Below are 12,800 nucleotides of genomic sequence, written 5' to 3' on the forward strand. Positions count from 1 at the left end.
CGGAGCATATCACTCCTGCAACTCGCTGCCGCCAAGTGCTACAGCCAGATCGTTGGCGGCTTGCAGCCTCTGTTGCCACAATGTGCTGGATGCCAACTCCACGCTATAAAACACATTTTGTGCGTTTAGCAAACGCTGTAGATCCTCAGCACCCGCTCTGTAGCGGATCTCAGCGAGCCTTAGCGAGTCCTGTGCCGCCGCCAGCTGTGCATCTTGCCAGCGCTGCTGCTGCTGTAAACTCAACACCGCGTGGAGTGCCGTTTCGACGTCACCAAAAGCCGTCAACAGCGCTTCGCGGTAGGCGTTAAGCGCAATTTTTCGGTTAATTAAGGCAAGACGCTGATTATCCACTCGGGCGGATCGATCCCAAATTGGTAGCGAAATCTCCAGACCGCTGCCCCACCCTGGCGCTAGCCGAAATAACGGATTTAGTCCCGTCGCGCTCACGCTGGAGGTCGCCGAGAGGGAAATCGAGGGAAACATTGCGGCTCGCGCCGCATCAATATTGGCACCCGCAGCAGCCAATTTGGCTTCTGCACTTAATAGATCGGGGCGCTTGTGCATGAGGTCCGCAGGAAGACCGCTGCCAATATCTGGCATGCGGAGATCTTCAATATGCTGACTGGGCTGTATTAATTCCTGCGGCGTTTTATCGAGTAACGCCGCCAGCGTTTTGCTGACCTGCCGAGATTGCTGATGCAGTTGCAGAAGCATCACTTCCATTCCCGCAACAAAGGATTGTTGTTGAGCAAGGTCGAGTCTCGCGACAGCGCCAGCGGCATATTTAGTCTCCACAAGGGCCAGCAATCTACGGCTAATGTCCAAATTTTTCTCGGCCAGCGCGATCTGACGACGGATGCCGAGCAGCGCTAAATATTGGGTAATTACTGACGAACGCAGCATTAATGCCGTCGCGGAAACATCATAAGATGCCGCTCGCCACAACGCTTCATTGCTATAAGAGGCAGCGCGTTTCGCTCCCCAAACATCTGGAGAATAAGATAACGACAGGTTAGCGCCATAGCTTTTGTTCCGCTGATGCTCTCCCCAAACGCCCGAAAGATTCTTAGAAAATGCGCCATTCACCTCTGGTGTTTTCGCCATCTGGCTACTCTGCCATTGGATACGAGCTTGCTCCATATTCTGGCGAACAGTATCAAGATTACGATTGGCTAGCAGCGCCCCTTCCAACAGCGTGTTCAACTCCTGACTGCCAAAAGCCTTCCACCACCCCTTATCTGGCGGCTTCAGCGCTGAAGTCGTGTCTATTGACCAGGTATCCGGTAATTCGGAAGCGGCATCATCAGGAACGGGTAATAACGTACACCCCGCACATAACATCCCCATCAATACATAGCTGAATTTCGCTAGTGTCCTCATTCCTGGTTCAGCGCCATAACGGGATCGAGTCGGGCCGCTTTACGTGCGGGTAAATATCCAAACAGGAGTCCGGTGACAATTGCACTACAAAAAGAGAGCAAAGCAGGGAAAAAACCCAGTGCGACGGGTTTGCCGAAAGTGTGAACAATGTGAGCAAGAAAATAGCCCGCCAGTAGCCCCACCACGCCACCACTCAATGCCAGAATGACGGCTTCCCACAGAAACTGGAACTGGATATCCTGCTGACGGGCGCCGACAGCCAGACGAATACCAATCTCCCGCGTACGCTCTGCAACAGACATTAACATCACGTTCATCACGCCAATTCCGCCCACCAGCAATGAAATCGCGGCAATTGAACCCAACATGGCCGTCATGATATCCATCGATGCTTCCTGAGAGCGCAGAATAGCCGCCCGGTTGATGATGGTGAAATCAGGGCGCTGATGACGAGCAGACAGTAGATCATTCACCTCGCTTTCCACGCGTCTGACCGTTTGTAAGGAGCGAGCCTTCACTGTCACGCTGTCGATATTCTGCCGTCCGATGACACGTAAACTTCCTGTGCCAAAAGGCACGATAACAGCCTGATCAAGATTTCCGTTCATATCAGCCCCGCCTTGAGGAGCAAGAACCCCTACCACCGTGAACGGAATATTGTTCAATAGAATGTCGCTGCCTACCGCGATTCCAGAAGGAAAACTGCGCTGCGCGACCTCTGCACCCAGCACAGTGACGGACATATTCGCGTATTCGTGCAAAGGCATAATAAATGCCCCTGCGCCTAGCCCCCAGTTATTGACCACCATCGCCTCGGCCGTCGTAGCAATAACAGCACTTTTTAAATTAAACGCGCCTTGCCGCACGGTAGCCTGTCCGGTCAGCATGGGAACGACCGCGTCGATATCTGGTAGCCGCTTAAGCGCTTCAATATCCGCATCAGTAATACGCCCCGCCGCCACATCAGCATCAATGCTCTGCGGAATGACGGTCATTAGCGTGCTGCCCAGCCGCGATAAGGTTTTTGACATTTCTTGTCGAGCGCCTTCCCCAATCCCAAGCATCACGAGAATAGAGGCAATACCGATAGCAATCCCCAGCAATGTCAGCGCACTGCGCAATGGAGAAAACAGCAGAGTCCGCCAAGCCTGACGCAGTAACGCATAGCGGTCAGTTTTCCCTCCCGCCGCAACAAGCCAATGCGTGTTCATTGTCTCTGCCGGGGCAGAGGCAGCACGGACGGTATCAGAAACAATGCGTCCATCACGCAATTCGATCACGCGGCGGGCGCGATTCGCCACATCTGGGTTATGTGTGACTAAAATAACGGTTCTTCCTGAGGCCGCCAGCGTCTCCAATAACACCAGTACCGACTCGCCGTTAACACTATCAAGCGCGCCCGTCGGCTCATCGGCGAACAACACATCGCCGCCGTTTATCAAGGCACGGGCGATAGATACACGTTGCTGTTGTCCCCCCGAAAGTTGCTCCGGTTTGTAGTCAAAACGATCGGATAGCGAAAGCTGGCTTAACAATGCCTGCGCATGGTCATGGCGCAACCTTTTTTCCAGGCCAGCATAGACGGTGGGAAGTTCAACATTTTCCTGCGCACTGATCCCAGGAATAAGGAAGTAACGTTGGAATACAAAACCAAAAACCGTACGACGAAGTTGTGATAATTGGTCGGCACTTAACTGGGAAACATCCTGTCCGGCAAAGCGGTAAACACCCTGAGTCGCATGATCTAAAGCCCCCAGAATATGCATGAGTGTCGACTTCCCCGATCCAGAAGGACCAACCAGAGCGACAAACTCACCGGCATGGATAGTCAGATTGATATCCTGTAATACGCTAACGTAGCCCTGAGCCTCGTGACCATACTGCTTGCTAACGCCGGATAACGTGATTAAAGGGGGAGGATTTACCATAAGGGATGACTTTCCACAATTTGCGGCAGCGGTGGCAACAAAACATGCTCACCAAGACTCAGCCCAGAGGTGATTTGAGCCAGCACGGGGCCTTTTATACCCACCTGAACCAAACGGGGAATCGCGTTGGCACGACCGCCTTCTGGAGGGATCACCTCAACCTGAAATTGCCCATCGGGACGTAGCGTCAACGCGGAAATCGGGACGCTAATAGCCTGTTTTACCGCATTCACAACGAGGTAAACCTGAGCGCTCATGTGTGACATCAAACGGCCATCTGCGTTATCAATATCAAAAAGTGCGGTATAAAATACCGTTTCTATCATGGGGTTCCCCCCCATGTTTCCGCCATTCATCGTGTTGTCCTGACTCCCTTGGGGAGCAGGCATGATCTGCTGTAATCTGGCTGTCCAACGCGCTTTCGGATAGCCGAGCACACTGAAATAGACAGGCATTCCGATACGAAGACGGGGAATATCTGCTTCAGAAACACGAACGGATACCGTCATCTTTGTCAGATCGGCAATCCGCATAATGACGGGAGTTTGTTGTACTGCATTGAGTGTTTGACCGGGGCGAGCCTGTAATGACACAACCGTACCCGCGATTGGCGCATAAATCTGGGTATACCCTAGCTTGACCTTATCTCCTTTTAACGTTGACTCCGTTTGGCGTATCTGTGCCTGAAGACTTTCTAACTGCGCTTGTGCAACCCGCAAGTTGGCTTCGCTAATCTGCATGTCCTGTTCGCTGGCAGCCCCTTCCATCCACATTTTTCTTTGTCGGGTATTCTGGCGCTGCGCTAATGTCAACTGCGCCGCCTGCTGGCGAATAGCTGCCTGCTGGCTATCAAGTAATGCACGATTCGCCTCAACCGTCGCGATTTGTAATTCCGGATCAATCTGCGCGACGAGCTGCCCCTTTTTGACGATCGATCCCACCGCCACAGCAATATGCTGAATCTGTCCAGAAACCTGAACCCCAACATCAACATATTGCATCGGGCTTACCTGCCCTGCTGCCGTCACCACATCGTCAATATCGGCGTAGGTAACCTCAACGCTATGGCGATTCGCAAATTCAGTCTGGCTGAAAAATAGACCTTCTCCCCAAACCGCAATAACAATACCAAGCGCCCCTAATACCAATAATAGGCCGAGCCATAGTTTTCTCTGTCGTTTATCTATTTCTGATGCCATATTTAACACTCAATACTCAGAAAATATCTGGCGCTGGCGTGTGAAAATAAAATTCACAGAAATATTTGACCAGCCACATGATAATAAAAAAGAACTGGCCAAATAACATGTCATTTTAAATAGGTGAATATATCGAATAGATGCTGTTATGGATTACTATCACAAACCCAACTAGACAACACCCGGTCGCCACTAATTTTCGCCGTATCCTTTATATAATGAACACTTTTTGTTTGAGGGTAAGCTTTCCGACAAGCGTCCCACGCCTTCCCCCAACTCGCCGTTGGCGGAATAGAATACGTATAACTTGCCTGCCCTGTTGAACGATCAAAGATAATTTTCGCTGGATCGGAAACATTAACAATGCCAAATATTACCGCACTAGCCTGAGGAACATAGCTTGCTGTTAATGCAGCGCTACAGAGAAAAAAAGCAAGGGTGCGAAATTTTCCTAATTTCATATTTTACGTCCTTTTGATATTGCATAATATTAAAGAGAGTGTTGATACTTATAACTGCATAGCAATTTATTATTTATCGCGGCAATCCCATGCAGCCAGCCAAAATACGCCGCCCGTCGTTTGAGAAATACCTTGCGTTGCTCCTTTAAATTCCACGCTTTTGGTTCCACGATGCCTGGAACGACATTCATCCCATGCGGCCCCCCAACTGTCTTGCCAGGCAGAATGAGACATCACTTTCGTAATGACACTCACTCCACCTAATGTTGCTGCTGATGTGGCAGATGAAAATAATGCAGGGAGAAAGAAAACAGTGGCGATAAAAGAATAAGTCATCAGTAACTTTTTATGAATAATAACGTCCATGTGTCATACCTCATCTGAATAATCCTAATGTCTCTTATTACGAATGGCATGATGAGGTTACAATAGTCATTAAAATAAAAAAGGACGTACAGCGGTCAATTGAGGACAAATCCGGCCATTTTCAGGTATGCCGCTGCGCACGAAGTTGACGGGGCGTCTTGCCGGTCCAGCGAGTAAATGCACGCCTAAAGCTACGGATGTCATCAAACCCCACTGCAAGGCCAATCTTTTCTATTGATAATCGTGAGGTGTACAGCAATGCCAGAGCACGCTCTTTACGTATCTCGTCCAGCAGCGTGAGATACGTTTTACCGCATTCCGCGAGTCGACGCCGTAATGTACGTTCACTTACTGCAAGCTGTCTGGCTATTGCATCAAACATTGGCGGTTTTTCCAGCGTTCGATGTAGGATAAGGGATACCTCATTAACAATATCTTTCTGAACGGAATAACGTTCAAGCAGTTGATCAAGAAACGCTAACATCAACTTATGATTGACATGATCATGAGTAGGAATAGGTAATTGTAAAATAGACTCTTGAAAATATAATGCATTATGCGGCTGGTTAAAATGTAAATCGCAGTTGAATTGCTTCCGGTATTTCTCAACATAAGAAGGCGGAGGAAAACTAAAGTCTATCTTTATCAACCGCATATTTTTCGCAGACATCTCTTGAATCATTCTTGGCAAGAATGAAAAAGCCTCCTCAATGAGAAAGGTCAGAATATCGATCTGGTGAAATGTACTGTGGGCAAATAATACAAAATTTCTCGACTCTTCTTTCTTATACGAGAAATGCAGTAACCCATGGATAAGCCCTTGGTATTTTAATCCGGTATCTAATACATGATGGAGCGTTGGGCTAGTAATAAAAGCAAAATAGAGTGGTCCCATTGTAGAGATAGTATGATTAGCGCCAATCCGTAGCCCAAAGCCATCATACTGGCAAAGCTGTAAGGCTCTCTGGATAATTGTTTGTCCATGAAGCACTGGAATCCGGACATAGGGATCATTGACATCTTGCAATGTGATAGGGAGGCCGACAAAAATTCGTTCAGGATCAATTCCTTGATTGAGAAGTTCATCACTAATGCTACGTAATAAAAACGTAGGCATAGTTGAATAGATAAACTCTTTGTTTTTCATCACTCCTCCATGACTTCTGAAAAAAGCAAATACCCCCAAAAAATCTGGCGATTTTCCTTACCAACTTCCGCTAATGGGGCTCTCCACGTACTTATTATCGGACAACCTTATCCGATGTTGATGGCACGGAATAATTTTTTACACTTTTAGTTATTGATGACAGAAACTCTGTCTGCTCAATCTCCGTAAAATCATTATTCTACTGTAATAATCATTCTGAAAATTAAAAAAAAATGCCACCCAACATAAAAAAAGTATGTCGAGTGGCATGGATCTAACATGCATCAATTTAAAATGTAAAGCATTTAAAAATCAAGCTCACGAAAAATATGCATGGCAGACGACTATCTAACATTACCTCCTGCTAATTATGATGGGAATTTCAGCGCACTGTTTTGCGCGCCGGAATTAGAAACCACCCAGGATTTCGCCGCTGACGTAGTCATCAAACTGTATGAATAGTTAGATGACGCCGTCCATTTAGCGGCAGGTGATTTACTTGCCACAGCGGCTGGTGAGCTGCCATTATCCGTAAAGGTTGAACCATTGCCTTTATCGTCAACCATCCCTTTATTTTCCGCACCGGTGCCAAATACGTTGCGTTCAGAAATAACATTGGCATTCTGCGCAACCGTAAAGGCCAGGTTGAATTTATTGACGTAGTTGTTGAATACGTGGAAATAACCATAACGCATCAGGCCAGGCGCACGAACCTGAATATTTTCGTAATAGTTATGGCAGATGGTCAAACGCGGATAGCCATTATAGGCGCTGTTATTGTCATCTGCCGGATGACCAAAGATGCAGCCATATTTATGGTTTGAGAATAAGCAGTTACTGATCGTGACGTAATCCGCTTTCTCACCGACATAAATCAGCTTATCGAGGCTACCGTCGTTATCACTCCACGTATGTCCAGGCCATGAACAGTGATCCACCCAATATCCTTTACCGTAATTCAGATACAGCTGGATATCGTCATTATCCTTGATGGAAACATCATGTTTAAAAACCAGATTCTGGAAAATAACGTTAGATGAACTGGCATCTGCGCGCAGGTGAATATTGGTCAATACGTTGGCACCACCGAAAGAACCAACAATGGTTTTATTGCTGCCAAATACGACTTTGGTCAGCGCAGATGTTTTCAGCGATGCGCCCAGCACCACAATCGTTTTTGTGGAACCGCTGACGGCTGATTTAAAATCGGCCAGAGAATTTACCGTAACAACTTTACCGCCTGTTCCTCCGGTAACATTTGCTGCTTTTGCAAAACCAATAATCCCAGTAAGATTCGTTGTTGGATAAGCCATAAATTTTCCTTTTTACAATTAGTGAATAGTAATGTCATTTGAGGTGTTAATTAACAAAATAAATAACACGCCTTCGACAATTACAGAGTGTATATAAGAGAATTTACTATGCTTATTAATCGAGTTTAATAAAAAAAGAACCTTGCAAATAGTTTCTTATTTAATTAATTCGCAGTCACCTTATTAATAAAGGTGACTGCATCATAGCCATCAAATTATTATCGCTACCATCCTTTTACTGCACCGCCATTAAAAATACGGTTAGCAGCCTGTTCAACCTCATCGGACTGGTAGGCTTGAATAAATTTCTTCACGTTCTCCGCCTCCTTATTATCCTCACGGGTAACAATGATATTCACATACGGAGATTCTTTATCCTCAATAAAAATACCGTCTTTCGTTGGCGTTAAGCCCGTTTGCTGAATATAGGTGGTGCTAATGATCGCCACCGTCACTTTCGGGTCGTCTAATAAACGTGGCAGCTGCGCACCTTCTACTTCCATAATACGCAGGTTGTGCGGGTTGGTGGTGATATCCAGTACCGTAGGCAATAAACCCGTATCAGGCTTCAGGGTAATTAATCCGGTTTTTTCCAGCAATAACAGTGCCCGCCCCAAATTAGTGGGATCGAAAGGAATCGCGATAGTATCGCCATCTTTCAGATCGTTGATATTTTTTATCTTTTTCGAATAACCCGCCATCGGGAAAACAAAGGTATTCCCTACCGCCACCAGTTTATAACCGTGTTCGCGATTTTGCTGTTCCAGAAAGGGACGATGTTGAAAGACGTTTGCGTCCAGATCGCTTTTATCCGTCGCTTCGTTAGGCAATAGCGAACCGCTAAACCCGACCAGTTCAACATCAAGGCCATATTTTTCTTTTGCCACTTTCTTCGCCACGTCGGCGACATCCTGTTCTGCGCCGTTAATCACACCGACTTTAATGTGGTTGGCAGAATTGCTTGCGTTATCACATGCGGTCAACGCCATCGCCGCCGTGACCATTCCCGCCACCAACGCTATACGCCATTTCTTCATCATTCTGATTCCCTGATATCGTAAATACATTGATTTCTCAATATATTGATTTAAAGAAAAAAACAGTATGTCCCTCGATTAAGCGAGTCAAATAACTCCGCGTTCTATCAATATGCTTTTCACCATGCGAACAATAAATATGGTGAATTTGTTAAGCCGATTCCATTTTAATTATCTACTATTGCTCGCCCCTTGATTCCCCCGCATTATGACACTTTGATGACTTCTGATTCACACGGCGAAACCATGATTAATGTGGCTTTGGTTGACGATCACATCGTTGTACGGTCTGGCTTTGCACAGCTTCTGGCATTAGAAAATGACATTCAGGTAGTTGGGCAATATGCCTCTGCGGCGCAGGCGTGGCCCCATCTCCTCAAACAGCCCATTGATGTTGCGGTGATTGATATTGCCATGCCGGATGAAAGCGGCCTGTCGTTATTAACCCGCCTACGTCAACAGCGCCCTCAGTTTCGCGCCATTATTTTGAGCATTTACGACACTACCGCCTTTGTGCAAAGCGCGTTGGACGCTGGGGCTGGCGGCTATCTCACGAAGCGCTGTGGCCCAGAAGAGCTTGTGCAGGCGGTTCGCGTGGTCAGCAGCGGCGGCATTTACCTGTGTGCCGATGCCTTGCACGCCATTCGCCATCAGCAGCAGCCACCGAAGGAACTGCTGGCGCTGACCCCACGCGAGCGGGAAGTATTCAGCCTGCTGATTAACGGAATTAGTGTGAAAAGCATTGCTGAACAGCTCGAACTCAGCCATAAAACCGTCCACGTACACCGCGCCAACATTCTCAGTAAATTGCAGTGTGAATCTACGGTAGAACTGGTGCACTTTGCGCTCCAGCACCAACTGCTGGCAGGGAAATAGGCCATGCGCCGCCTGCACGTCATCGGTATGACGCTGTTTTTGGCCTTTTTCTACAGCCTGACCTGGCTGGCGCTGTGGACCATCAGTTTCTATTTAAGCAACAACGGCCAGCAGGCAGCGCTGTTGTTACCGCAAGGATTACGGCTGGCGTTGATGATTTTGCTGCCGCGCAAATACTGGCCGACCTTACTGCTTTCCGAAATCGCTATCCAGAGCTGGCTTATCAGCGAGCAGCTCATGACGCGTTCACTGCTACTGCTTTCCCCGTTCCTCAGCCTGATTCCGGCCATCATCACGCACAAAATTTGGCATCGCCATACACTTTATTGGCAACGCCTGCTGCTATTGCTGGCGGCGCTGACGCTCAACACGATTCTGCACGGCATCGCCATTGGCCCCTGGTTGCATTCGCAGCTGACACAGACGCTGCTGGCCACGTTTACCGGTGGCGTCCTGCTGATTCCGTTCATCTATCTGCTGTACGAATACATCAAGCAGCAGCATTTGCAGACGCTGCTGGCACAGGAGATCCCCGATCCGCCGCTGCGTACCTCACTGCTGATTTGGTGTTCGCTGTTTTTTTCTATCGGCGTTTGTCTGCAAATGGCGTTCACACCCGAAATGGAACGTCTGCTGCTGATCTTCGTTTTTCTGCCCAACGTGGTGATGGCGTATAAATTCGGCTGGCAAGGCGGCGTGCTCTCCGCCGTACTCGGCAGCCTGATGATTGCCGTCACGCGTCAGGTGAGCGGCGCGTTCGACGATCTGCGCGAGCTGGAGCTTTTTCTCTCCACACAGGCGCTGCTTGGTATTGGGCTGGGGATCGCTATCAGCCGCCAGCAACAGCTGGCACAGCGGCTACAGCGCTATCGCCAGCAGTTGGAGCAGGAGTTGAAAACCCGACGGCGGCTCATGGAGCGCATTATTCATACCGAAGAGGCCGTACGCAAAGACATCGCGCGCGAGCTGCATGATGACATCGGCCAAAACATCACCGCGATTCAGATTCAGGCCATGCTGGTAAAACACAGTGCACCTGCCGATGCCGCCCAGCACGCGGCCGGACAAATCAGCGAGCTGTCGCGACGCATTCACCACACCACGCGCCAGCTTCTACGCCAACTACGCCCACCGGTACTGGATGAGATGGTGTTGGATAAAGCGCTGCATCATCTGGCGGATGAGTTCGCCTTCGCTGCGCGCGGTATTCAGTTTCAGTTGGATTATCAGCTCCCCACGCCCCCGCATGATGACGTGGTGGTATTCACTCTTTACCGGCTGGTGCAGGAACTGCTGAATAACATCAACAAACACGCCAGCGCTACGCAGATTATGGTTCGGCTTTCGCAGCAGGATGACATGATTACGCTCGATGTCATTGATAACGGCGTGGGCATTGCACAAAAAGACAGGACCAATCCCACGAGTGGCGGTTTCGGCCTGCGGGGCATCGAGGAGCGCGTTCAGGCGCTGGGTGGCAATTGGCTGGTGAAGGCCGCAACCCACAGTGAATCCACCGCGCCGCGTGGCACGCACATAATTGTTAACCTGCCCACAAAATTTAAACAAAAAGACGATTAGCTAGGAATTATTCCTAGTCACCTAAAACCTTGTCTCATCCTTTTTGATTCACACCCCCCTACTCTTCTCTCAACGCGACGGAGAACCCCATGCAGGCACCCATGTTTTCTACGGGACAGGACTCAACGGGACAGCTTTCACCCACACAAATCAGCCAGCGCTATCGCTACTGGCGGCCGCGGTTGCTGATTTCCATGGTCATCGGGTACGCCACGTTCTACCTGACGCGCAAAAGCATCAACTTTGTCATGCCGGTGATGCAGTTGGAATTAGGGTTAAGCAAAGGCGATATCGGTCTGCTGGGGACGCTGTTTTATCTCTGTTACGGCGCCTCCAAGTTTATTTCCGGCATCGTGTGCGATCGCAGTCAGGTGCGCTGGTTTATGGGTGTCGGGCTGATGATTACCGGGGTGCTGAACATTCTGTTCATGTACTGCCAGTCGCTCACCGGGTTACTGATTGTCTGGGCGCTGAACGGGTTCTTTCAGGGATGGGGTTGGCCCCCTTGCGCCAGACTGCTGAGCAGTTGGTATTCGCGCAATGAGCGCGGTCTCTGGTGGGGATGCTGGAATACGTCGATCAATATTGGCGGTGCAGCGGTTCCCCTGCTCGCAGGCTATCTGGCCTCCGAATGGGGATGGCAGGCAGCGCTGCTGGTGCCGGGCATCATCGGCATTGTGATTGGTCTGTGGCTGTGCTGGCAGCTGTGCGATAAACCCCAGCAACAAGGTTTGCCCAGTGTCGGCCAGTGGCGGCGCGATGCGCTGGAGATTCGTCAGGAGCAGCAGAGTCCGCCGATGCCAATGCGCCAGATTTTGCGTGATGCGATTCTGCGTAACCGCACCATCTGGCTGCTCGGGTTCTCCTACATTCTGGTGTACCTGATTCGTATCGCACTGAATGACTGGGGAAACATCTGGCTGTCGGAGAGCCACGGCTTCAACCTCCTCAGCGCGAACGCCACGCTGTCGCTGTTTGAACTGGGTGGATTGCTGGGGGCGCTGTTTGCCGGTTGGGGGTCGGACCTGCTGTTTCGTGGTCAGCGCGCACCGATGATTTTGCTGTTTGCCCTCGGGCTGTTTTTAACCATGACCGCGCTGTGGCTGGCACCAATTCATCACTATTCGCTGCTCGCGGCCTGTTTCTTCAGTATCGGTTTTTTTGTTTTTGGACCACAGATGTTGATCGGTCTGGCTGCGACGGAATACAGCCATAAGGATGCCGCAGGCACGGTGACAGGTTTTCTGGCGTTGTTCGCCTATCTGGGGGCGGCGTTGGCAGGCTGGCCGCTGGCACAGGTGCTGCAACACTACGGATGGTCGGGATTTTTTACTCTGCTGGCGTTGGCTTCAGCCTGCATCGGACTGTTATTGATGCCGCTGCTGATGGCAGGTGTCAGCCGCCGGGAACGTTTGATGACATCAAAATAGCAGTAACAATCGATAACTATACCCTAAATAATTCGAGTTTCAGGAAGGCGGCGACACAGCGAATCCCCAGGAGCTTACTCAG

11 protein-coding genes are annotated in these 12,800 nt (G+C 49.5%); 3 read left to right on the plus strand and 8 right to left on the minus strand.

Going from position 1 to position 12,800, the window contains the following annotated elements:
- Positions 1-9: 9 nt before the first annotated feature.
- From I2D83_RS15110 to nlpA, 8 genes are all read right to left on the minus strand, one after another.
- Positions 10-1,380: an efflux transporter outer membrane subunit gene (locus I2D83_RS15110; protein ID WP_205946836.1), complete on the minus strand. Its 1,371-nt coding sequence runs from the start codon at positions 1,378-1,380 to the stop codon at positions 10-12.
- Positions 1,377-3,308: an ABC transporter permease gene (locus I2D83_RS15115; protein ID WP_205946837.1), complete on the minus strand. Its 1,932-nt coding sequence runs from the start codon at positions 3,306-3,308 to the stop codon at positions 1,377-1,379. The genes I2D83_RS15110 and I2D83_RS15115 overlap by 4 nt, the downstream gene beginning before the upstream one ends.
- On the minus strand, positions 3,302-4,507 hold the full coding sequence (locus tag I2D83_RS15120) for an efflux RND transporter periplasmic adaptor subunit (RefSeq protein ID WP_205946838.1): 1,206 nt from the start codon (positions 4,505-4,507) through the stop codon (positions 3,302-3,304). The genes I2D83_RS15115 and I2D83_RS15120 overlap by 7 nt, the downstream gene beginning before the upstream one ends.
- A 146-nt stretch (positions 4,508-4,653) precedes the next feature.
- Positions 4,654-4,968: a hypothetical protein gene (locus I2D83_RS15125; protein ID WP_015839647.1), complete on the minus strand. Its 315-nt coding sequence runs from the start codon at positions 4,966-4,968 to the stop codon at positions 4,654-4,656.
- A gap of 69 nt (positions 4,969-5,037) precedes the next feature.
- Positions 5,038-5,334, minus strand: coding sequence for a hypothetical protein (locus I2D83_RS15130; RefSeq protein WP_205946839.1), 297 nt, complete (start codon positions 5,332-5,334; stop codon positions 5,038-5,040).
- 121 nt (positions 5,335-5,455) lie between these two features.
- Entirely contained in the window at positions 5,456-6,481 is a 1,026-nt protein-coding gene (locus I2D83_RS15135; RefSeq protein ID WP_181829485.1) for an AraC family transcriptional regulator ligand-binding domain-containing protein, read from the minus strand.
- A 368-nt stretch (positions 6,482-6,849) separates the two neighbouring features.
- On the minus strand, positions 6,850-7,794 hold the full coding sequence (locus I2D83_RS15140; protein ID WP_015839644.1) for a pectate lyase family protein: 945 nt from the start codon (positions 7,792-7,794) through the stop codon (positions 6,850-6,852).
- A gap of 224 nt (positions 7,795-8,018) precedes the next feature.
- Positions 8,019-8,834 carry a lipoprotein NlpA gene (gene nlpA, locus I2D83_RS15145; RefSeq protein ID WP_180777207.1) on the minus strand — a complete coding sequence of 272 codons (816 nt, stop codon included), beginning with the start codon at positions 8,832-8,834 and terminating at the stop codon, positions 8,019-8,021.
- Between the two features lie 243 nt (positions 8,835-9,077).
- Between nlpA and I2D83_RS15150 the strand changes: the two genes are divergently transcribed.
- The 3 genes from I2D83_RS15150 (at position 9,078) to uhpC (ending at position 12,718) form a co-directional block, all read left to right on the plus strand.
- Positions 9,078-9,707 carry a response regulator transcription factor gene (locus tag I2D83_RS15150; RefSeq protein WP_205948202.1) on the plus strand — a complete coding sequence of 210 codons (630 nt, stop codon included), beginning with the start codon at positions 9,078-9,080 and terminating at the stop codon, positions 9,705-9,707.
- Between the two features lie 3 nt (positions 9,708-9,710).
- Positions 9,711-11,288 (plus strand): MASE1 domain-containing sensor histidine kinase, encoded by a 1,578-nt coding sequence (locus I2D83_RS15155; protein ID WP_205946840.1) that lies wholly within the window; start codon positions 9,711-9,713, stop codon positions 11,286-11,288.
- An 89-nt stretch (positions 11,289-11,377) separates the two neighbouring features.
- Positions 11,378-12,718 carry an MFS transporter family glucose-6-phosphate receptor UhpC gene (gene uhpC / locus I2D83_RS15160; protein ID WP_015839640.1) on the plus strand — a complete coding sequence of 447 codons (1,341 nt, stop codon included), beginning with the start codon at positions 11,378-11,380 and terminating at the stop codon, positions 12,716-12,718.
- Positions 12,719-12,800: the final 82 nt, after the last annotated feature.

It is taken from the genome of Pectobacterium aroidearum (assembly GCF_015689195.1).
Taxonomy (GTDB): Bacteria; Pseudomonadota; Gammaproteobacteria; order Enterobacterales; family Enterobacteriaceae; genus Pectobacterium; species Pectobacterium aroidearum.

Bases quoted from the DNA above. Each gene is read 5' to 3' on its own strand.
- I2D83_RS15110 (WP_205946836.1), bottom strand. From the start codon at position 1,380: ATGAGGACACTAGCGAAATTCAGCTATGTATTGATGGGGATGTTATGT.
- I2D83_RS15115 (WP_205946837.1), bottom strand. From the start codon at position 3,308: ATGGTAAATCCTCCCCCTTTAATCACGTTATCCGGCGTTAGCAAGCAG.
- I2D83_RS15120 (WP_205946838.1), bottom strand. From the start codon at position 4,507: ATGGCATCAGAAATAGATAAACGACAGAGAAAACTATGGCTCGGCCTA.
- I2D83_RS15125 (WP_015839647.1), bottom strand. From the start codon at position 4,968: ATGAAATTAGGAAAATTTCGCACCCTTGCTTTTTTTCTCTGTAGCGCT.
- I2D83_RS15130 (WP_205946839.1), bottom strand. From the start codon at position 5,334: ATGGACGTTATTATTCATAAAAAGTTACTGATGACTTATTCTTTTATC.
- I2D83_RS15135 (WP_181829485.1), bottom strand. From the start codon at position 6,481: ATGAAAAACAAAGAGTTTATCTATTCAACTATGCCTACGTTTTTATTA.
- I2D83_RS15140 (WP_015839644.1), bottom strand. From the start codon at position 7,794: ATGGCTTATCCAACAACGAATCTTACTGGGATTATTGGTTTTGCAAAA.
- nlpA (WP_180777207.1), bottom strand. From the start codon at position 8,834: ATGATGAAGAAATGGCGTATAGCGTTGGTGGCGGGAATGGTCACGGCG.
- I2D83_RS15150 (WP_205948202.1), top strand. From the start codon at position 9,078: ATGATTAATGTGGCTTTGGTTGACGATCACATCGTTGTACGGTCTGGC.
- I2D83_RS15155 (WP_205946840.1), top strand. From the start codon at position 9,711: ATGCGCCGCCTGCACGTCATCGGTATGACGCTGTTTTTGGCCTTTTTC.
- uhpC (WP_015839640.1), top strand. From the start codon at position 11,378: ATGCAGGCACCCATGTTTTCTACGGGACAGGACTCAACGGGACAGCTT.